Here is a 21,527-nt window from a genome sequence, read left to right as displayed (position 1 = left end):
GTCTACAGTTTCATCGTAAAGAACCAGGGTCGATGGAGAATCGTTTGTCGAGCTTATCACTGCTAAGCCAGCCTACATAAGTATTTAAAGGTTTATATTGGTTATCCATAACTAATACAGCCACAAAAGGGTATTGTTTGCGGTGTAAATAACGAACGTCTCCCCAACGCACCATATATCCTGAAGGAAGCTCCTCCACTTCGGCAACCGCATAAGAGGTGAAATATAGAAAGGACTGAATATCTGGATGCGACTTGGATATTTCCACAGCGGGATGATTCGAGCAGACCGCATGTTTGAACCATTCCAGGCGGTTGTTCAGTAGCTGTCCAACGTCATAGCTGCCGTCTTTTTTCACTTTAACTACGTTCCAGCGTTTAAGTGAAATTGTAGGGATTACAATATAACGTTCACCAGCATTATGGTGTATATCTTTAAGCTTGATGTTTCGTGTAAGGCGGGCATGAACAACCGTTCTCCAAATATAATAAAGAATGGTACAGGCATAAAGCGTAATAAATAAAGGTTTGGGCGGCACAATCCCAGTGATCCAGAGTAGAATAGCTGCGATATGGCTGCCAAAAATAAATGGATCGAAAATGTGGATGATATTCCAGGCAATCCATTTCTCAGTAAATGGACGGGCGGCCTGGGTTCCATAGGTGTTAAACAGATCAGAGAAGACGTGCACGCCTACGCCTATGAAACCCCAGAGTGCAACATGGCTTAAAGCTGCCAAATCAGTAAATCCAAACAGAGGCCCTAAGACTAGGGCAATCAGAGCGGGCCACAAAATTAGAAAAGGCAAGGAGTGTGTGATTCCCCGGTGATTACGAATATATATTGCATTGTCCTTTAGTCTTAATGCGGTATCGGCATCAGGAGCTTGTGAGCCTAAAATCGTAGCCAGCATAACGGCTCCGGCCAGTTTAGGGTCAGAAGCAACGACAGGATCTACGAATGAAAGTCCGGCTAACCCTATGCCCATAACTAAATGTGTAGCGGTGTCCATTGGTCAGTTCTCCTTTGTTGTTCGGAAGTACATTATTAATAATTACCCAAATACAGCTTAGGTTATTAACGGGCTGGAAATAAATATTGTCACGTAATTGTCAAATTCATGAACATACTGTGCCATGACTGTCAAAGTCTCCTCGGGTTTGATATGATAAAGTTAACAGCGAAGTCTATTTAGTGCTTCGGCTAGAACGTTAGAAGTTCGTTTAGAAGGAGGATCATTTGGTGTGGATAATCATATAACATTTCAAGCTTCTTCCGATTCTGCAGCTATGTCTGCAAAATCTCCACCGGAAGGTGCAAGTTGGCGTGATTTCATTACCGTAACAAAACCCGGTATTATCCGATCTAACCTCATCGCTGCCTTTGCAGGATATTGGCTGGCTTCAGGTTGGGATGTTCAATACGGCAGATTAGTTCTGACTCTGCTCGGTACAATGCTGGTTATGGCTTCGGCCTGTGTTTTTAATAACTATTTCGACCGTGACCTGGACATGAAGATGGAAAGAACGCGCGATCGGGGGCTTCCTACAGGACGACTGAAACCCAAAACCGTATTGCTGTATGCTATTGGGCTAGGGATTGCGGGCTTGATTGTACTATTTGCTTTTTCCGGAGTTTTAGCCGGTCTGTTCGGGATTGTAGGGATGTTCGTTTACGTTGTAGTATACACCCTTTGGTTGAAACGGACATCAACATGGAGCACTTCAGTAGGTGCGATCTCTGGAGCTATGCCACCTGTAATTGGCTACGTTGCAGTTACGGGAACAGTTGATCTAGGGGCTTGGCTGATGTTTGCGATGTTGTTTCTGTGGCAACCTCCCCATTTCTGGGCACTCGGGATTAGACGTAAAGAAGAATATAGAGCCGCTGGATTTCCGCTGCTGCCTGTAGTCAAAGGAACACGTCGTACGAAGTTTCAAATGATTCCTTATGTAGCACTGTTGCTGCCTATTCCAGTGTTAATGTACGCCTACGATTATGCAGGCATTTTTTATCTGGTGATTTCAACAGCGCTGTCCCTGGCTTGGTTAATCATAACCTTGATGGGCTTTGCAGCAAAAGATGACGAAGTCTGGGCGAAGAAGAACTTCCTCTTCTCCATTAACTACCTAACGGTAAGTTTGATCGTACTTGTATTGAATACGATTCACGGTTAAGAAGAGGGAGGGTATTATTGTCCGTGCAGACCTTTAAGCGTTATAAATGGACCTGGATTCTACTATTGCTTGCTTTGGTAATGGCTGGTTATCTGGCAGTTAATTCTTTGAATTTAGGAAAAGAAAAACTGCCGGTAATCGGAGAAGTGCAGGACTTTTCACTTGAAAATGTGGATGGAGACCAGATTACTCTGGCTGATACACAAGGTAAAGCGCGGCTGGTATACTTTTTTTTCACACAATGTCCGGATGTATGTCCTATAACTACGTTTCTGTTATCTCAGACGCAGAAAATTCTGGTCGACGATGGCAGCTTTGGAAAAGATACGGCGTTCGTCTCCATTTCTTTTGATCCAGAGAATGATACGCGTGAAGCCATTAAAAGCTTTGCGGACCGTTTCCAGGCAGATTATAAGGGTTGGTACTTCTTACGGGGGGATCAGGAAGTCATTCGTAAGCTGGCAACTGATTCTTTTAAAGTACTAATTGCAGGGAATAGTAAAGAAAATTTCGTACATGCCAATCGCATAGCATTGGTTGATCGGGACAATCGTCTCCGTGCATTGTATGACGCAGGGGATACGGATAACATAACGCCTGAATTTCTTGCCGATAGGCTGAATGAATTGGCTCGTGAATAGAACCTAACCGCATAACAGAAACGCCTTTTTCGAATCCCATTTATTGAAGGATAACGAAAAAGGCGTTTTTAATTTCTTAGGCAATATATCGCGAATCAAAAAGGAATGGGTTCAGGGTAAATGATGAACTCTTCCAGACCCGCTTTTTCAAGCTGATTAATATTGTATTCATCTGGAGTGCCTTCCACTCCGGCATAACCCCGGCGTGTATAGATGTGACCAGCATCGGGAAAGGCATCGCGGAGAATCCCGCGTATTTTTTTGCCTGAACTGTCGTTATCCATATAAAGATATACTTCTCCATCTCCTACTTTTTGTCGCAGGGACTCGAGTTTGAGCGTATTTAATGTACCAAAGGTACAGAGGATTTCGACTTCCGGTACCAGCACGCGTCGTAATCTGCTGCGATCGTTTTTGCCTTCGACAATAATCGTAATGGACATTTGCTGACAATCACCTCCGGAAATGAAGTCTGAACTTACAGACTCATTATAGTTTACCGAAGGAGGAGCAGTTTTAACAACTGTTTCTACAGGAAAATCTTCATTCCCCGGGAAATGTCGTAAAAACAATAAATCATGCGGCCCGCCCATTCCATTTGGAAGAGTAGGTAGACAGCTTGGTTGAATTTTTTGGCGGAAGCAGTAATAGTGCAACCATCAGCAATAGAAAGGCAATGAAATAAGGCGAAACAACGGCTCTTAATTGTCCTGCGGCCACAGGGCCTGCGAATGCGCCTAGTGACATGGCTATCGACTGCATGGAGAAGGTGCGTCCCATACGTCCTGGTCCACCTAGACTAATAAAGAGCGATGCCATTGCAGGAAATAATATTCCTTTGGCTGCACCCAGCATAAAGAGAATAACGGAAGCGGGAATGCTGTGAAGTGAGGCGAGCGCAAAAAAACAAAGGGCCATACCTAGCAAGGCCACGGCTATTCTTCCTCCTGGGGAAAAGCGGTTCAGGAAGAACAAACTGAGTGTTACCAAAGCCCCTAAGCTAAGGAGCGATAAAAGAATTCCTGTGGAAACAATGCTATTACTTCCGGTCTGAGATAGAGGAAGTTCAAAGAACAGAACCCCTTGTGAACAAGAAACGAAAAAAGGCAGCAGATAATAACGTTTGGAAACTGGATTGGCATCGGATATAGGGACCGAAGGAAGATCCTGTTTTTTTAAAGGAGGTGCTGCAGAGTTTACAGGGCGTACTAAACGCCGGGCAGGCGCCGGTACACTGAAAAAAGCCATGATGCCTGTAGCGATAAGCAGCCATCCCAATGTGGTGAAGGTGCCGGAATAGCCAGCTTTAGCTACGATAAAGGCCCCCGCTGCCGGGGATACCACTGAAGCTAAGGTATGAACGATACCATGTCCGGACATATATTTCCCCTGCTCAGTAGCATCAGATGATAATGAAGCCAGCAAGGTCATGCACGCTGGAGAGAGGAAGGCGAGCGCGAACCCGCTTGCTGCTCGTAGCATCAGCAAATGCCACGGAAGCTGAGCATGAGCCTGCAGCAGTAGAATGGCTCCCGCAGTAACAAGGCTAAAGACGATGTAGCGGCGGCTGCCATTACGATCGACGAGTACGCCTGCGAGCAAATTGCCAGGAAGATGGGTTAACGAATACATACCCATCATCCAGCCAATAAAGGCGGGTCCCGCACCAAGAGAGATGGCAAAGGGCGTTAGAATAGGATACTGTGCATGTAAATCAAAAAACGCCAGAAAAAGAAACAGGTACAGCCACAGCGCAGTTTTCACAGGGAAACACCTCCGAGAGCCACCTACAATAAAGATTAATGCAGGAAGGCGGATTTTAAGAAGATCAAATTTAAGCAACTACTTGTACTTTACGTGGGACAGAGAGGGCTTATACCGCTTTTTTAATTCCTATAAGCAGGTATACCTTTCTCTGGCTGTGGAACCATGAATTATGATGGGCATTCATGTATAATAATTAATATTGGCGTCATGTCTATAGAGGAGATAATCCTTAGGACGAAACTAGGTGATAGGGGTGTTGTGAGGTTGATGGATCCAGAGGTGTGGTCGCAGTTTATTAGAGAGAATTGGTTAGTTATTGTTATTGCGCTCATTCTGTTGTTCGCGGTTGTTAATTTGGTCAAAACGATGTTGAAATGGGCGATTGTCATTATTATCGTTGTAGGTCTATTCATCTATAGTGGTGTGACAATGGACCAAATTGGTAACGCTGTGAATAAGGTGGCAGATGGAACGGTAAGTACGGTGAAGAAGGAAGCACAAGAGGTTATGCTTAAAGAGGCGCAGGATGCGAAGTACACTTCAAATGGTGACGGAACATTTACGATTATAACTCCGAATATTGAAGTGAAAGGTACTACTGGCGAAGATAAGGTAGAGGTTACTTTCCGCGGAGTTAGTCTTGGGAAGTGGAGTATTACTGATACCACACAAACATTTATCGAGGAAGCTAGGAAACATCAATAAACGGCTTCAGTTTAAATCATTATCAAAACAAGCAAGCGGGCGACTGAAAGGGGAGATTGGATATGATAAACGGTTGGTTGACTAGTCTGAGTGATGCAAATATCATCTCCATCGCCCTCCTGCTGGTAGTAGTCTTTTCACTATTGCAAGGCTGGAGCAGAGGGTTCTCAAGTGCTACCGGAAGATTATTCGGTCTGCTGGGAACAGGACTGTATACAATAGCTTCTTTGGTGCTGGCCATTCCTGCTGCGGCTTATCTCAATCCTCATGTACAGACTTGGGCAGCAGGAATAAGTCTGCCTGATAAACAGCTGACCCAGTGGCAGCAAATTTATTATACGGCTGTGTCTGTGCTGGCGGAATCGCCGCTGGTGCGGTTTCTATTGTTGTTATTGCTCTCTTATATCTTAATTCGCATGCTTCTGGGATTGTTGTCTATGCTGCTCCCATTCCATCAGCTACGGCGCACCAAGACATTTAAGGACAGAAAGATTACGCAAGTAAGCCGTATGGGCGGAGCTATCATAGGATTAATTATAGGTTTGACTCGTGGTTTAATTATTGTGTTTGCTCTCTTCATTTGTGTTGGCCTAAATCCAGAAAGTCAATTTAGCCGTTATGTTGAATCTTCTCCGATCTACAGTCAAAGCGCTGCCGCTGTATTTGAGCCCTTTGTTGGGGAGACAGTGCAGAAAAAGCTGCCTATTCTGACGAAGACCGTTGCAGCTGAGATGAATGATATCCTGCGCAGAAAATATGAAGTTATTGATCATGACATTCCACAAGATATTGTGGGTGCGGCTGAAGATATTATTGGACAAGCGCAAGGAGACGAGAAGAAAGCCAGACTACTGTATGATTGGGTAGGAACACGAGTAACTTATGATTACACCAAAGCGGAAAATTATGAAAAAAATAGAATTTGGCATGAACAGACCCCGCAGGATACCTTCGACACACGCATAGGGGTATGTATTGATTATGCACGTCTTTACGCTGTAATGGCCCGCTCCCAAGGATTGCAGGTGCGCGTTGTAACGGGTCAAGGCTATGATGGTCGAGGCGGGTATGGCGCACATGCCTGGAATGAAGTTTATATAAGTGACCGGCAAGCTTGGATTCCATTGGATCCCACTTGGGCGAGCAGTGGGGATTGGTTTAATCCGAAGGATTTTGACAATACGCATATTAGGGAGAACGCACTCTGAGTGAGGGCGCCGCACTCCTTCCGTGTGGTACAATAAACTCATACCAACCTCTAACACAAATGCGAGTGCAATGCTCACAATCAGCTTCTTAGAAATCACCTTCATTATAAGAGCAATGTCGCTGGCTAAGGCAATTCAGACATTATTTTTATATAGAAGGGAAGAAAGCTGGTGAGCTTTGGGAAGCAGCTCCCGCCTGCGGACGGGAAATCTTCGAAACATTCTGTAGGTCTGAGATTGAATCTGTTTTTCTTTGGCACTTTTTTTATTTTTTGTATCATTATTGTGCGTCTTGCAGGTTTGCAGTTTACTGAGGGAGCTTTGCTGACAGAAGAAGAGATCAAACGGGATACGAAGTTTGTTCCGCTGGCAGCTATGCGAGGGATTATTTTTGCTGCGGGGGGTGAGCAGATAGCCTATTCTACACCTGTTGAGTCGCTCTATCTTACCCTAAATAAGGAATATACAGCTAAAACTACCGATAAAGTAACGGGTGAAACCTCACTAACGGAAAAAGCGAAAAATAAGTCTAATGACCTTGCAGCAAGATTAGTAGCGGAGTTTGAGAAATATGGAAGTGCAGATGCCCCTAAGTTAACGCAGCAGGACGTGCTGGATTTACTTGATCTGGACTTTAAAAAGTATCTGGGTTATGTACCGCGTCGTATAAAAGCAGGGCTAACTTCAGAAGAAATAGCTTATTTCATGGAACATAAGGATGAATATCCAGGCATTACCATTGTGGAAGAAAGTGTACGCCACTACGATAAAGATACGGTAGCTGTGCAGACGGTGGGTTTTGGTAAACCTTTTAAATCAACCGAAGACATAGCGATGTACAAAAATATTCGTAGTGCAATGAAAGACAATTCTTCACCGGGACTTATGTATAAAACGGAAGAATATGTAGGATTTGACGGTCTGGAAATGCAGTATCAACGCGAACTGCGCGGAGAAAATGGTTATCAGGTCATTTCGGTCACTCCTCAAAATATGGCGGAGAAGGTAGAACAGACCGTTCCCCCTGTAAAAGGCAATAACATTTGGATGACCATTAATAAGAATGTTCAGATGAAGACTGAACAGGCCATATTGGATCAGATTAAATGGCTGCACACCAATGCTGTTCAAGGCGAAACTCATCCTGATGCTTTAACAGGTTATGCAGTAGCAATGGAAGTAGAGACTGGGAATATTGTCGCTATGGCGAGTATGCCTGATTACGATTCGAATGTATGGACAAAGGACTCACTGCCTACATCTGTCTGGAATAAAATTATGAATAATCATCTGAATGGTACAATTACCTCGAATTCTTCCGGGAGATCGGGTCATGATTTTAGCTCACTTGTATTCTTGGGATCGACCATTAAACCGTTAAGTGTATTAATTGGTTTAAATGAAGGATTTTTTAACACCTCGAGCACCTATCCCGATGTGGGGATTACCTATTTCGGTAAGGATGATAAATCATCGGTTAGAAATTCATCAGGTCACGTCTATGGAAAACTGTATCCGGCTGATGCTATCAAGCAATCCTCTAACGTATTTATGGTAGATATGGTCGGAAAGCAACTATACAAGAAATACCTGGGGGATAAAGGTGTAGAGGTCTGGGACGAATATATGAAAAAGTTCGGACTGGGTGTGTCAACACAAAGTGGTCTTCCCGGTGAATCACCAGGTCAGATTAACTATACAGATTTCAAGGCTGCAGGGAGCTCACAGGCCGCGCTCATCTACGCATCTTTTGGCCAGCAAGGCAGTTATACTACATTACAGCTTGCCCAGTATGCTACTACACTTGCAAATGAAGGTGTGCGAATTAAACCGCAGCTTGTAAGTAAGATTACTGATGCGCAAGGTAAGGTGGTTAAGGAATTTAAAAAAGAAGTGCTTAATAGCGTAACCTTTGATAAATCGTTCTGGAGAGAAATCAAACAGGGAATGAGCAGTAAAGTTAGTGCTTTTGACGATTTTCCTTATGATTTTGCCCGTAAGACAGGAACCTCTGAAAAAACGGATAGAAAAAATATAAACCGTGATAACGGGGTCTTTATTGCCTTTGCTCCACGTGAGAATCCGAAGCTGGCTGTAGCGGTTGTGATTCCGGAAGGCGGCTTTGGCTCCAATAGTGCAGCTCCGGTTGCCCGTAAGATTTTTGATGCTTATGATTGGGAATATGGGCTGGATGGGGTTCCGAAGAAGAATATTCCACCTGTGGCAGATCCCGTTCAAGAACAATAAGCTTAAATTAGAGAAAAAGGAGAGAAAAACTGTGAGTTTTTTCCGTAAGCAGGCCTCACCTCCTGACGAGACCAGCAGCAAAAGTTCCATTGGCCTGCGACTCAACGTGTTTTTCTTTAGCACGTTCGTTATATTTTGCGTAATCATCATCCGACTAGCTGTTCTGCAGTTTGTGGAAGGTCCAACTTTAACTGAGGTAGAGACGAGTAGAGATACTAAAAATGTACCGTTAGCTTCCATGAGAGGGGTTATATACGCTGCAGGTGGTGAGAAGCTAGCTTATTCCACACCTGTTCAATCGCTGTATATCACACTCAATAAAGAGTATACGGCTAAGGAAACAGATAAAGTCACCGGTAAAACAACGCTGACCCCAGAGGCTAAGGCCAAGTCTGATGCATTGGCAGCCAAGCTGGTAGCTGATTTCAATAAATATGGGGATCCAAATGCAGAGAAGATGACGGAGAAAGATGTAATTGATGTGTTGGATTTATATTTTCGTAAATCACTTGGCTTTATGGCACGGCGAATTAAGGCTGATCTGACTACTGAAGAAGTTGCTTATTTCATGGAACATAAAGGAGAATATCCGGGGCTTGAGATTGTCGAGGAGAGCATTCGTCATTACGATAAAGATACGGTTGCTGTACAGACGATTGGTTATATCAAACCCTTCAAATCGGCGAACAGTCTTAATATTTATAAAAACATTCTAAGTGCTATGAAAAACAATCCGGAGCCAGGGCTAACGTATAAGGATGATGAATTTGTTGGATTCGATGGGCTGGAGCTGAAATATCAGCGTGAGCTTCGCGGGCAAAACGGCTATCAGGAAATTTCCGTCAATCCACAGAATATGGCGGAGAAAATTGAGCGTGTCGTTCCGCCTGTCAAAGGAAATGACATCTGGACAACGATTAATAAGAACGTTCAGATGAAGACAGAACAGGCGATAACAGATCAGCTCAAATGGTTGCACTCTAATACCGTACAAGGCAGAACGCATCCGAATGCTTTAACGGGATATGCAGTAGCGATGGAAGTAGATACTGGCAATATTGTTGCTATGGCGAGTATGCCTGACTATGATACGAATGTTTGGACAACGGGTTCTTTATCTGCAGATGTCTGGAACAGTATTATGGATAACTATCAGAACGGCACGATAACTCCTATTTCTTCAGGAACCTCAGGGAATGGACTAAGATCTGTATTGCTTCTAGGTTCAACGATTAAACCTTTGAGTGTACTCGTGGGCCTGAATGAAGGGTTGTTTTCAACTTCATCGTATTATCAGGATAAAGGTTTTGCGACTTTTGGTAAGTCTGGGCATGAAACGAAGGTAAGAAACTCTTCTAACCACGTATATGGTTCTTTGGATCCTGCTAGAGCCATTGAGAAATCCTCGAATGCATTTATGGTCGATATGGTCGGTAAAAGATTGTATGACAAATATAAAAGCAAGGGGATAGACATCTGGGATGTCTATATGAAAGAGTTCGGCCTTGGTGTATCTACGGGAATTGACCTGCCAAATGAATTCTTGGGTCAAAGAAACTATACCAATATAGAAGCTGCTGGTAGTGCGCAGTCCGCACTGGTCTATGCCTCTTTCGGACAACAAGGAAGTTATACAGTAATGCAGCTTGCGCAGTATGTTACAACACTTGCTAATGAAGGACAGCGGATTAAACCTCAATTGGTTAGCAAGATTACTGATGCAGATGGAAATATAGTCAAAGAGTTTAAACGTGAGGTGCTCGATGAAGTAACAAACTTCGATAAGTCCTACTGGAATGAAATTAAGCAGGGGATGCGAAGTGAAGTTAGTGCTTTTTCTGATTTCCCTTATGACTTTGCCCGTAAGACGGGAACCTCTCAGCAAGTAGCTAAGGGTGAAATTCGCGATAATGGGGTATTTATTGCATATGCTCCACGTAATAATCCTAAGTTGGCTGTGGCGGTTGTAATCCCTGAAGGTGGTTTTGGTTCACAAAGTGCGGCACCAGTCGCACGTAAAATATTTGATGCCTATGATTGGGAATATGGCCTTGATGGAGTTCCAAAGAAAAGTCTCCAGTCTGGCAATAATACTAATGATAATGCGAAGGAGGGAGAGACTACAGGTACCGAGTAACTCTGACCCTATGGCTAAGATTTAAAAAATAAACAGCTTCTCAATAGAGAGCATACAAGAATGGAGGGGTGGCAAATGATTGCCAAATACCGCCTGCTTGCATTGGATATGGATGGAACCCTACTGAATGATGAACAGATAATTACACCCACAACGGTGGAATGGATTCAAAAGGCGGTCAACGCAGGCGTTCATGTCTGTCTGTCGACAGGCCGGGCATTTGTAAGTGCATTACCCTATGCAGAGCAGCTAGGTTTAGAGACACCGATGATCACTGTGAACGGCAGTGAGGTGTGGAGAGCGCCACATGAAATATACCGGAGATCGCTAATGGATCCCAAGCTGGTACAAGAAATGTATGATCTTGCAAAAGCAGATGACATCTGGTTCTGGGCTTATTCTCTGGACGAAGTTCTTAAACAGGATAACTGGGATGGGGATGTAACGGGTAGAGAATGGCTTAAATTCGGTTATCACACTGAAGATGATGAGCTTCGTCATAAGCTGTTGCTTCGTCTTCAGGATATGGGTGGACTGGAGATTACGAACTCTTCTCCGCACAATCTGGAGATTAATCCTCTAGGCGTGAATAAGGCAGCAGGAATAAAGGAAGTCTGCAAGCTGCTGGGAATAGAAATGTCGCAAGTTGTAGCTGTGGGCGACAGCCTTAACGATCTGGCGGCGATCCAGCAGGCTGGGCTTGGGGTTGCCATGGGCAACGCGCAAAAGACGGTTAAACAAGAGGCTGATGTTGTGGTGGCGACCAATAATCAAGACGGGATTGCCGAGGTCATCCAAAAGTATATCTTTACCGAAGCTGCAGCCTCTGTAGGCAGCAAATAATAAAAGCAGTACTGCGAAGTGAATCCATGGAGCATTATGCTAGTAGGAGGTTAAGGAATTGACGATCCTGGGTTGGATTCTTATCATTGTTTTGTTTGCTGTAGGATTGGCAGGGGCTGTGTATCCCATACTGCCGGGTGCGTTAGCGATCTATCTTGCCTTTTTTGTATACGGCTGGTTCTTTTCTTTTGAGCCCTTTGGGGTTTGGTTCTGGATTATTCAAACACTGATCGTTGTAGTTCTTTTTGTTGCTGATTATGTTGTAGGAGCGTGGGGTGTCAAAAAATTTGGCGGTTCACGTTCATCGATTATCGGGAGCACGATCGGGCTGATCTTGGGACCTTTCGTTATTCCAGCTTTTGGTCTTATTATTGGACCATTTCTAGGGGCTTTTATTGGAGAACTGATCGTGGGATCTTCCCCGTCTAAAGCTGCTAAGGTAAGTGTTGGCTCCATACTCGGCTTATTTAGCAGCACCTTGGTCAAAATCGTGTTGCAGGTAATTATGGTCGTCCTCTTTTTTATATGGGTCGCCCGGTTTTAATTTAACAGTGAAGAAGGGGAAAGAGTTTGTCCAAGAAAGAGTCTTTTGTTAAAGGCACGCTTATCCTTGCTGCTGCAGCTTTGGTGGCAAGGGTACTCGGGCTTGTCCAGCGGGTGCCGCTGGAGCATTTATTTAATGATGTTGGTAATGCTTCATTTACACAGGCAAACACAGTTTATTTAATGTTATTACCGCTGGCTACAGCAGGGATTCCAAGTACATTAAGTAAAATGGTATCTGAGCGTTATGCACTGAATAGACCAAATGAAGCTCAGCAGGTGTATCGGGCGGCATTAATCTTTGGTGTTGTAGTTGGCGTAATTATGAGCGCATTGTTATACATAGGTGCTCCTTATTATGCAGAATATGCAAAAGTTCCTGAAAGTACTTTGGCGATCCGGGCCATAGCTCCGGCACTCCTACTCTTCCCTTCTATTGCAATGATGCGTGGTTACTTTCAAGGGCGGAATAATATGATGGCTGGTGGCATCTCTCAAATTGTGGAGCAGATCGCGAGGGTATCTACAGCTGTTCTTCTGGCATTTGTATTGTTACAAAAAGGGTACGACAACACTTGGATGGCTGCTGGAGCATCATTCGGTAGTGTATTTGGTAGTGTTGGTGCTTTTGGTGTAATGCTCTATTACGCTATGAAATTACGGCGTAGTGAGGGGCAAACTGCGTTATACGAAACGAATGAAGCGAAGCTTCCTCTATTTGGAATTTATAAGGATATATTTAAATTATCCATTCCTATCGTTCTATCTTCAGTTACGGTTCCAGTAGTGAACTTTATTGATACATCTTTAATTGTACCGTTACTGAGTGGACAAGTTGGTGTAGCTGATGCCACACGTGCTTTGGGTATTTTCGGGAGTCGGGCACAGAGTGTCGCCGGGATTCCGCCGGTTCTTTCTATAGCACTGAGCACTTCACTAATACCAATTATTTCAGCTGCATATGCCCGTCGGGATGAAAAACATCTAAAAGGGCAAGTGACGTTAGCGCTTCGTATCTCTATTTTAACAGGAGCACCGATTGTTCTATCACTCGTAGTTGCTGCATATTCAGTTAATGGTCTCTTATTCAGTAGTTTAGATGGCAGTGGTATCGTAGCCATGCTTACTTTAGGAACGATCTTTCAGATTACGATGATGACAACGAACTCTATTTTGTTAGGTATGGGCAAATCGCGAATTTCCATGTATTATGTGTTAGCGGGTATTATTGTAAAATTAGTGGCAAGCTTATTACTTAGTAAGGTATTTGGCATCTACGGAATTATCGGTGCAACAGCACTTTGTTTCGTGGTCATTACTTTGCTTAACTTACGGATGCTGAAATCGATTGTGCCATTTGAAATTATGGGCAAACGTTGGGGCGGTTTCGCGATTGCGGTACTTGTGTCCGGCGGGATTGGTTATGGCTTGAATGAAGCTGGGATTCTGTTAACGGATCTGATGCCTGCACGTTTGGCGTTTCTGATCACTTGTCTTGTTGTAGGAGCAGCCGTTGTTGTTATTTATCTAGTACTGCTTATTGTGCTGGGTGTGCTGACTAAACAGGAAATCTCCAGTTATCCGCGGGCGTTGCAAAAATTATTGAATCCGCTGATGAAGTTACAGCCTGCACGTGTTCGTATGAGAGAATAGGTTTGACTTCTACACTGCATTTTGCTTCACTTAAAGAGTAGAAAATAGACAGATATTGAAGAAGGGACTGAGTAAATCATGGACAAAATTAGTTCTCCTGCTGAATTTCAGGTAGCCATTCAATCACCTCGATTAACAGTGGCCATCTTCAAGGCTGACTGGTGCTCGGATTGTAAATTTATCGATCCTTTTATCCCAGAGGTAGAGCAGGCTTATGCAGACCGCCTTACACTGGTTGAGGTAGATGTTGATGCCGTGGGCGATGTTAGCCAAGAACAAAATATTATGGGTATTCCAAGCTTCGTCGCATATTCGGATGGACGGGAATTGGTTAGATTCGTTAATAAATTGCGCAAATCCCGTGAAGAGATTGAGAATTTCCTTGATAAAGCGGTCCAAGTGCATCAAAGCCTTCAAAAGTAATTCCTAAGGAACCACCGCTTTCGCCTGTTTGTGCAAAAGCGGTGGTTTTTTGAAATATAAGTCTGGCTGCTTCTCCATTACTAAAAACTGCGGGTGATATTTTTGACGACAAATCAGTTGAAATGGCTTAGTTATCTTACTTGCCTTATCATGTTCCTCGCTGTACTCGGAGGAGCGGTAGTGACGAAGACTGGATCGGGCTTGGAATGCGGAAATGAATGGCCGCTCTGTCATGGAAAATTAATTCCGGCTTATACTATAGGCTCGATGATTGAATACACCCATCGCTTGTTTAGCGGTTTGGCAGGGTTATTCTCACTTGCCTCGATGTTTGCTTTTTGGCGTTATGCCCGTACTCGGCGCGATTTGCTGGGATATGCATTTATGACCTTAGTATTCGTCATCGTTCAAGGTGGTATGGGAGCGCTTGCAGTAATTAAATCCCAATCCGCTGCTGTAATGGCGTTGCATATGGGTTTTTCTTTGATCGCCTTTTCGAGCGCTATGATGTTGGCTCTTGGAACCAAGAGATGGCATGAAGCACGTGAATATGATCATAAGCTGGAGGCTCAAAAGAAGCCCGTAAGTAAGGCTTTTCGCAATTTAACCTGTTTTACTGCCATCTATTCTTATATTGTCGTGTATATTGGAGCCTTTGTAAGTCATACGGATTCACAAGGCGGGTGTTCGGGTTGGCCGCTTTGTAATGGAGAATGGGTTCCGGAGCTTTCCGGAGGAGTAGGTGTTGTTTTTACGCATCGGATTGCGGCTTTAATCTTATTCATGCTTACTGCGCTGCTCGGGCATTTAGCATTTTGGAAACATAAGGATTATCCAGAGCTTAGAGCGCTAGGTATAGCTGCAGTGCTGTTATGCTTGATGCAGGTATTTAGTGGGGCGGCTGTGGTTTACACCTTAGATAATGAAAGATTGTACATATTTGCCGCTTTGGCTCATATTTTGCTGATTGCCAGTTTGTTTGGTGTCTTATGTTATATGAGTGTAAGAGTCTGGCAGCTAAATCGCTCGAGTAGTGTCGTATCTGGAAAAAATGTAACGAACCCAATGATTCCACCGCCTTGGTAGAACATTCCCTCCGTGGATAGAGGTGCTTCACCCGCGGAATAATAAAGTGGAAATCGGTATATCGTGGAGCTGATTGGCCGATGCTTACGTCGCGAGTTTTGTACGAAGCAGTCCATGGAAGCAGACGCTGAACAAAACTTTAGGAGGACTGGGATATGCTGCGGGTATTACTTGGAGAGCCGCCTCGAAAGAACAGCGGTGTGTTGGCTGATGCGATGGAGAATATGGCCACTTTTGCAGCATTGCTGCGCAAGGAAATGAGTGCCCATGAGGATAATGACCATGAATACCGCAAGCTGGAGATTTGGACACGTGGGCTGATTTCCTCTCTGGATGAACTGGAGCAAAGTTGGTTCGCGGCCGCTTTTTACCGGAAATTAGTGATTGCGGGTTATATGGATGATATGACACCGGTGGAACAGGGCGATTATGCACGTTATGTTTATTTTTATAAAGATGGCTTTATCCGGGTTTTCTCTCTTCTGGACAAGCTTGGGACGGTACTGAATCATTTTTATGATCTCAAAACATCCAAATTAAAAACGCACTTTTCTTACTTTACAGTGCTGCGTCAGCTTCAATTATTGAATGTGCATCCTGCATTAGCGGATCAACTGGAAGAGATTAAGAACTCCTACCGCGATCCATTGGAGAATTTACGCAAGCGCAGAAATGCTGAAATTCATTATATGAATTCCGAAATGCAGGATGATTTGTGGCAGCGGCACCAAGGTCTGCATGACAAAATTCAGCTCGAGGATCTGGATAGCCATCTTGAGGATTTAAAACAATCGCTCGAAATGAACTGTAAGACATTAATCGCGGCATTCAGCTACAGCAATGAACAGCTGCGTAAGGAAATAAGCAAGGCAAAGAGCATAAAATCGTAAACGTTCAATATATTTCCTTTTGACAAAAATAGATAAACTCACTATACTTATGCTTGCATTAAAGTATGTACGATTTCAGAAAAAATATAATTTCATAACTTTATCTTATCGAGAGCGGCGGAGGGATAGGCCCGATGAAGCCCGGCAACCGATTTGTATCCAGCGCGGGAAGCGTTGTACAAATGTCATGGTGCTAATTCCTACAATGGCGCAGGTTGCGGTCGTTGGCAGATGAGAAGGCATTGTCTTAATAAACCCACAGAGCCTCTTGCGATCTGCATCGATCGTTGGAGGTTTTTTTGTATAGAATAAGTGAAGTATAAAGGGGGGGCGACGAGAGTTGATTAATCTAAAAGGGATAACAAAGGTTTATGGAAAAGGGAGTAATGCGGCAACAGCACTTTCTGGATTGAATCTGTACATCGAGAAAGGTGAAATATTCGGAGTCATCGGCCACTCTGGAGCCGGGAAAAGTACATTGATCCGTTGCATTAATCTGTTGGAACGTCCGACAGAAGGAGAGGTCTGGGTAGACGGTGTTGAGCTAACCAGTCTTAACCAAGGTCAGCTGCAGGAACAGCGGCGCAAGATTGGGATGATTTTTCAACATTTCAATTTGCTGTCTTCGGCGACCGTATACGATAATATTGCCTTTCCACTGCGCCTTGCAGGTACATCTAGAACAGCTATTGATACAAAAGTGAAAGACTTGCTCGCTTTAGTTGGGCTCGAAGAACATAAAGGTAAGTATCCTTCTCAGTTATCTGGAGGACAAAAGCAGCGGGTCGGCATCGCCCGGGCACTAGCCAGTGACCCTGATGTACTGCTGTGTGACGAGGCCACTTCTGCGCTTGATCCCCAGACAACGGACTCCATTCTTAAGCTGCTGCTCGATATTAATAAAAGATTCCATTTGACCATTGTGCTGATCACACATGAAATGCATGTAATCCAGAGCATCTGCGACCGTGTCGCGGTCATTCATGGTGGTGGGATTGTTGAGCAAGGCAAAGTTACAGAGGTATTTCTCAAGCCGCAGCATGAGGTTACACGCGATTTCATCCGCAGTGAGACACAGAATGAAGGACCTCTTCGAGTGGCGCTTGATGCTGCTGCCGGGGATAACTCTCAAGCTGTCAAAATTACTTTTTTCGGAGAAAAAACTTACGGCTCGGCACTATCCGATGTCGTGCGTGATACGGGTGTAAGCTTTGCAATCTTACATGGTACCATTTCAACGATTAAAGATGTGCCTTATGGACAGATGATTGTGCGGTTCGAAGGGCCAGCTGAGGCGATTGCTGTAACGATCTCCAGGCTAATTGCGCAAGGCCTTGATGTGGAGGTGATTTCGTAATGAATTTTGCAGATCTAAATTGGCAAGAAATGATGGATGCTACGGTTGCTACTATAAAAATGATATTTTTTTCCGGATTGTTCACAATTATTCTTGGTTTGCCACTCGGAATTCTATTGTATTTATGGGGGAAATCGAATAGTATAGTAATCAGAGTAACTTACTCGGTCTTATCATTACTTGTAAATATTCTACGTTCCGTACCCTTTATCATTTTGATGGTGGCTCTAATTCCTTTCAGCAAAGCCGTTGTTGGAACCTCCATTGGTGTACTCGGTACGATTCCACCTCTGGTGATTGGTGCAGCTCCGTTTTTTGCCCGCTTGGTAGAGACGTCGTTAAGAGAGGTAGACCGCGGAGTCATCGAAGCCGCACAAGGTATGGGAGCATCGACGAACCAAATCGTTATGCGTGTTCTTTTGCCAGAAGCTCGTCCAGGTCTGCTCGCTGGAGTTACGATCACACTGGTTACACTGGTCTCCTATACAGCAATGGCTGGTATGGTTGGGGGCGGCGGATTAGGTGACTTGGCGATTCGTTACGGCTACCACCGCTATGAGACGGAGATTATGATTGTTTCTATAATATTTATTGTCGTACTGGTGCAATTGCTACAAATGGCCGGTGACCGACTCGTAAAACATTACACACGGAAATAAGGTACATCCATATATATCCTTATTCAATACAAAATATAGATTAGAGGGGGATTTACAATGAAAAAAGTACTACTTACATTTTTTAGCCTGACACTGGTTGCGGTGCTTGCGGCTTGCGGTAACAACAATGCATCTAATAATGCTGGGAGCTCGGCTGCTACAACAGCACCAAACGCTGAAGCAACAAGTGAACCTACTAAAGATCCAGTGAAATTGGTGATTGGTGCCTCACCTGTTCCTCATGCTGAAATTTTGAAGGCTATTGCTCCATTGCTTGAAAAAGATGGAATTACACTTGAAATCAAAGAATTCACTGACTATATTCAACCTAACGTACAGCTTGATGAGAAGGAGTTAGACGCTAACTTTTTCCAACACCAACCGTATCTGGATGACCAAAACAAAAATAATAAAACCGACCTGGTCTCTGTTGCATCCGTTCACGTTGAACCTTTTGGAGCTTATTCCAAAAAAATCAAATCGATCGATGAGTTGGCTGATGGTGCAAAAGTTGCCATCCCGAACGATGCTACTAACGGTGGCCGTGCACTAATCCTACTTGCAAAAAATGGTCTGATTACCTTGAAAGATGATACAAACATTGCTGCAACAAAAGCAGATATCACTGAAAACAAGAAAAATCTCGACATCATTGAGTTGGAAGCTGCTATGCTCCCACGTCAACTGGATGAGGTAGACCTTGCTTTGATCAACACGAACTTTGCACTAGACGCTGGTCTTGTGCCAACTAAAGATGCATTGTTCATCGAGGGTGTAGATTCCCCTTATGCTAACATTTTGGTAACCCGTCAAGACAATAAAGATTCCGAAGCCATCAAAAAGCTGGTTGCTGCCCTGAATTCTCCAGAAGCTAAAGCTTTCATTGAAGAAAAGTACGAAGGTGCGATCATTCCAGCGTTTTAAGGAATGAAGTTAAATTCATCTATAGTCATAACAAGAACCCGCAGCCAAGTTGGCTTGCGGGTTTTATGTTCTAAGGTTGTGAGAGAATGTTAAATCCTCTATAATAAGAAAATCCCGATCTCCTTTACAGGAGAATCGGGAGGGTTATTGAACGGGATTTAGAATACTTGAACTACTTCTTCAACGCCTTCTACTTCTTCAAGGAGGGCGCGTTCAATCCCGGCTTTCAAGGTGATCGTGGAGCTTGGGCAGCTGCCGCAGGCACCCATAAGTTTCAACTTAACGATGCCGTCTTCCACATCGACCAGTTCTACGTCACCGCCATCGCGCTGCAGGAACGGACGAAGCTTATCCAGCACTTCTAGTACTTCATCATACATTTCGGTGCTTTGTGCATTCTCACTCATTTCTCAATCACTCCTTTCGTAAGTTCATTATAGTACAAAAAGTTAAAAAATAAAATGGTTAGGCGGAATAGGGAGATCATCATGAGACCAATTATTGAATTTTGTTCCAGCAACATGGGTCACGGAACAGACAAGCTAATGCATAAGCTGGAGGAAAATCCAGATTATGATGTTATTGAATACGGATGTCTGAACAATTGTGGAGAGTGTTATTTAATGCCTTTCGCCATGGTTGAAGGTGACATTATTGCAGCAGACACTGTTGCAGAGCTAGAAGAGAAAATTGAGGCCAAGATCAAAGAGCTTGAGGCTTGGTTTAATATAGATCTTGACTAAATTTCTCGAGAAAAAAAGAGGGAGCACTCGATAATCTAAATTATGGAGTGCTCCCTCTTTTTGGAACCTTACTTGAACAAAATCCACCAATTTGATGATCGATTAGGCAACATATTGGAGAGTGCAGGGGCTACCGTGAAGGTGCCACCGGACTCAGGCGACCTTATATTGAGTGTTTTCCTACATTTGGATTGCTATCGGACCCCATAGTCACTATTCACCTGAAAAACAGCATAAATGAACCTCATTATAAGCAATAACTTCACTGGAGTCCGAAACTCTCCTTCAAAGGCTGAAAATTTGCGAATAAGGTCATCTGAGTCCGAAGGGTATACGCACCAATAACGTAAGGAAGCTACTCTCGTGTTTATCTGAGAGTAGCTTCCTTTAATACTTATGAACCAATCATAGGCTTATCCTAAAGTGCGTTTCGACATCCAGAGCACTCCGCTCTTGAGGATGCGGGGAACCCGTCCTTTGACGGAGCGTTGTCCCATAAGTCCGAATCCTGCTTTTTTGCCTAGTGACCCTAAAGTACCCTTCAGGCGAATAGGATGAAGCTTAGGAGTCTCACCGCGCCAAGTGGATTGAATAACCTGAGCTACCTGCTCACCCTGTGCTCCAGCGGCTTGTGCGCTTGGTGCGAATGGCAGACTGGCACAGTCACCAATCACATATACCTCCGGATAATCCGGTATACGATAATACTCATCCAGCATAATCCGTCCACCGCGGTCCTTCGACACATTCAAATCTTGAACTACTTTTACAGGTTGAATCCCTGCGGTCCATACTGTCACATCTGAAAGGATTTCCTCGGTACCGTTAAAAATCGAATCCTTCTCTACATGAGATACAGAGATTCGTCCCAGCGTTTGCACCTGATGGTGATGAAACCATTCCTCTACGTACTGTGACAGCTTTGCCGGAAAGGCAGACAAAACACGTTCACCGCGATCCAGAATAGCAATGTTAAGGTCTGGACGGCTCTCCCGAAGCTCTGCAGCTAATTCAACACCGCTTAATCCTCCACCTACGATGTTTATCGTTCCGTAAGGCTTCACATCATTTAAACGGCGGTAGGTTTCCCGAGTACCAGCAAAGGTCTGGATGCTGCAGGTATATTGATCAGCACCAGGGATGTTGTGGTAATTGTCGGTACAGCCAAGAGCAATGGCTAGGAGATCATAAGATACAATCTCACCGGACTCCATACTGACTATTTTGCTCTCCAAATCAATGGAACTCACTTCACCGTACCGGACAGTAAGCCGGGGGTGAACCGGAAAATGAATGCGCAGGTGATAATCAGTTACGGTACCTGCGGCGAGCGCATAATATTCCGTTTTGATTCCTTGATAAGGCATTCGGTCAATTAAGATAATTTCAACATCATGAGGAAGATGATTATTGAGTAATTCTTGAATTAAGGCTAGGCCGCCGTAGCCACCGCCAAGAACGAGTATTGTTCTCATGCTGACCGAACTTCCTTTCCAATATGGGATAACAAATCTCAGGTAGTCT

The 21,527-nt window shown here is 44.1% G+C and carries 21 protein-coding genes and 1 riboswitch; of the genes, 16 read left to right on the top strand and 5 right to left on the bottom strand.

Translation table 11 applies throughout. The features are described from left to right. Window positions 1–10: 10 nt before the first annotated feature. Complete coding sequence (locus MHH89_RS17370; protein ID WP_076218717.1) at window positions 11–1,012, bottom strand: metal-dependent hydrolase; 1,002 nt, start codon at window positions 1,010–1,012, stop codon at window positions 11–13. A 232-nt stretch (window positions 1,013–1,244) separates the two neighbouring features. Here MHH89_RS17370 and cyoE point away from each other — a divergent pair, with 232 nt between their 5' ends. Together cyoE and MHH89_RS17360 are read left to right on the top strand one after the other, a co-directional pair. Next, complete coding sequence (gene cyoE / locus MHH89_RS17365) at window positions 1,245–2,177, top strand: heme o synthase (RefSeq protein ID WP_036685285.1); 933 nt, start codon at window positions 1,245–1,247, stop codon at window positions 2,175–2,177. 23 nt (window positions 2,178–2,200) lie between these two features. Next, complete coding sequence (locus MHH89_RS17360; protein ID WP_036685589.1) at window positions 2,201–2,818, top strand: SCO family protein; 618 nt, start codon at window positions 2,201–2,203, stop codon at window positions 2,816–2,818. A gap of 95 nt (window positions 2,819–2,913) precedes the next feature. On the opposite strand, the gene MHH89_RS17355 is transcribed toward MHH89_RS17360, so the two are convergent. Together MHH89_RS17355 and MHH89_RS17350 are read right to left on the bottom strand one after the other, a co-directional pair. Continuing rightward, window positions 2,914–3,261, bottom strand: coding sequence for a DNA primase (locus MHH89_RS17355; RefSeq protein WP_036685586.1), 348 nt, complete (start codon window positions 3,259–3,261; stop codon window positions 2,914–2,916). 133 nt (window positions 3,262–3,394) lie between these two features. Then, window positions 3,395–4,582, bottom strand: a complete 1,188-nt coding sequence (locus MHH89_RS17350; protein ID WP_076127992.1) for an MFS transporter — start codon at window positions 4,580–4,582, stop codon at window positions 3,395–3,397. 270 nt (window positions 4,583–4,852) lie between these two features. Here MHH89_RS17350 and MHH89_RS17345 point away from each other — a divergent pair, with 270 nt between their 5' ends. From MHH89_RS17345 to MHH89_RS17285, 13 genes are all read left to right on the top strand, one after another. Beyond that, a complete protein-coding gene (locus tag MHH89_RS17345) occupies window positions 4,853–5,290 on the top strand; it encodes a hypothetical protein (protein ID WP_340034642.1) in 438 nt (145 codons plus the stop codon). 62 nt (window positions 5,291–5,352) lie between these two features. Continuing rightward, on the top strand, window positions 5,353–6,498 hold the full coding sequence (locus MHH89_RS17340; RefSeq protein ID WP_341087695.1) for a transglutaminase domain-containing protein: 1,146 nt from the start codon (window positions 5,353–5,355) through the stop codon (window positions 6,496–6,498). A 171-nt stretch (window positions 6,499–6,669) separates the two neighbouring features. Further along, window positions 6,670–8,745: a peptidoglycan D,D-transpeptidase FtsI family protein gene (locus tag MHH89_RS17335; RefSeq protein WP_341087694.1), complete on the top strand. Its 2,076-nt coding sequence runs from the start codon at window positions 6,670–6,672 to the stop codon at window positions 8,743–8,745. A 31-nt stretch (window positions 8,746–8,776) separates the two neighbouring features. Beyond that, window positions 8,777–10,882 (top strand): peptidoglycan D,D-transpeptidase FtsI family protein, encoded by a 2,106-nt coding sequence (locus MHH89_RS17330; protein ID WP_076279678.1) that lies wholly within the window; start codon window positions 8,777–8,779, stop codon window positions 10,880–10,882. A 75-nt stretch (window positions 10,883–10,957) separates the two neighbouring features. Beyond that, window positions 10,958–11,725 (top strand): Cof-type HAD-IIB family hydrolase, encoded by a 768-nt coding sequence (locus MHH89_RS17325; protein WP_036685270.1) that lies wholly within the window; start codon window positions 10,958–10,960, stop codon window positions 11,723–11,725. A 58-nt stretch (window positions 11,726–11,783) separates the two neighbouring features. Beyond that, window positions 11,784–12,269, top strand: a complete 486-nt coding sequence (locus tag MHH89_RS17320; protein ID WP_038573189.1) for a DUF456 domain-containing protein — start codon at window positions 11,784–11,786, stop codon at window positions 12,267–12,269. Window positions 12,270–12,295: 26 nt separating this feature from the next. Beyond that, window positions 12,296–13,921: a putative polysaccharide biosynthesis protein gene (locus MHH89_RS17315; protein ID WP_076277561.1), complete on the top strand. Its 1,626-nt coding sequence runs from the start codon at window positions 12,296–12,298 to the stop codon at window positions 13,919–13,921. A 78-nt stretch (window positions 13,922–13,999) separates the two neighbouring features. Next, the gene (locus MHH89_RS17310) at window positions 14,000–14,344 is read left to right on the top strand and encodes a thioredoxin family protein (protein WP_036685265.1); all 345 of its coding nucleotides are present in this window, start codon (window positions 14,000–14,002) and stop codon (window positions 14,342–14,344) included. A 93-nt stretch (window positions 14,345–14,437) separates the two neighbouring features. Then, window positions 14,438–15,430: a COX15/CtaA family protein gene (locus tag MHH89_RS17305; RefSeq protein ID WP_370511228.1), complete on the top strand. Its 993-nt coding sequence runs from the start codon at window positions 14,438–14,440 to the stop codon at window positions 15,428–15,430. A gap of 155 nt (window positions 15,431–15,585) precedes the next feature. Further along, window positions 15,586–16,320 carry a Cthe_2314 family HEPN domain-containing protein gene (locus MHH89_RS17300; protein ID WP_076178960.1) on the top strand — a complete coding sequence of 245 codons (735 nt, stop codon included), beginning with the start codon at window positions 15,586–15,588 and terminating at the stop codon, window positions 16,318–16,320. Between the two features lie 102 nt (window positions 16,321–16,422). Continuing rightward, window positions 16,423–16,558, top strand: a riboswitch (SAM riboswitch). Between the two features lie 102 nt (window positions 16,559–16,660). After that, window positions 16,661–17,677, top strand: coding sequence for a methionine ABC transporter ATP-binding protein (locus MHH89_RS17295; protein ID WP_341087691.1), 1,017 nt, complete (start codon window positions 16,661–16,663; stop codon window positions 17,675–17,677). Between the two features lie 29 nt (window positions 17,678–17,706). Continuing rightward, window positions 17,707–18,336, top strand: a complete 630-nt coding sequence (locus tag MHH89_RS17290) for a methionine ABC transporter permease (RefSeq protein ID WP_370510542.1) — start codon at window positions 17,707–17,709, stop codon at window positions 18,334–18,336. 57 nt (window positions 18,337–18,393) lie between these two features. Then, window positions 18,394–19,260 carry a MetQ/NlpA family ABC transporter substrate-binding protein gene (locus tag MHH89_RS17285; protein WP_036685252.1) on the top strand — a complete coding sequence of 289 codons (867 nt, stop codon included), beginning with the start codon at window positions 18,394–18,396 and terminating at the stop codon, window positions 19,258–19,260. A 158-nt stretch (window positions 19,261–19,418) separates the two neighbouring features. Here MHH89_RS17285 and MHH89_RS17280 read toward each other — a convergent pair whose 3' ends face one another. After that, a complete protein-coding gene (locus MHH89_RS17280; protein ID WP_036685249.1) occupies window positions 19,419–19,667 on the bottom strand; it encodes a NifU family protein in 249 nt (82 codons plus the stop codon). Between the two features lie 81 nt (window positions 19,668–19,748). Here MHH89_RS17280 and MHH89_RS17275 point away from each other — a divergent pair, with 81 nt between their 5' ends. Next, window positions 19,749–20,003: a YuzB family protein gene (locus MHH89_RS17275; RefSeq protein WP_036685247.1), complete on the top strand. Its 255-nt coding sequence runs from the start codon at window positions 19,749–19,751 to the stop codon at window positions 20,001–20,003. A 413-nt stretch (window positions 20,004–20,416) separates the two neighbouring features. On the opposite strand, the gene MHH89_RS17270 is transcribed toward MHH89_RS17275, so the two are convergent. Next, entirely contained in the window at window positions 20,417–21,478 is a 1,062-nt protein-coding gene (locus MHH89_RS17270; protein WP_076306975.1) for an NAD(P)/FAD-dependent oxidoreductase, read from the bottom strand. Window positions 21,479–21,527 lie beyond the last annotated feature (49 nt).

It is taken from the genome of Paenibacillus sp. FSL H7-0323 (assembly GCF_038002725.1).
GTDB classification, from domain to species: domain Bacteria; phylum Bacillota; class Bacilli; order Paenibacillales; family Paenibacillaceae; genus Paenibacillus_AQ; species Paenibacillus_AQ odorifer.
The sequence above is the reverse complement of the archived record's forward strand: the minus strand, read 5'-3'. Positions and strand labels throughout refer to the sequence as shown.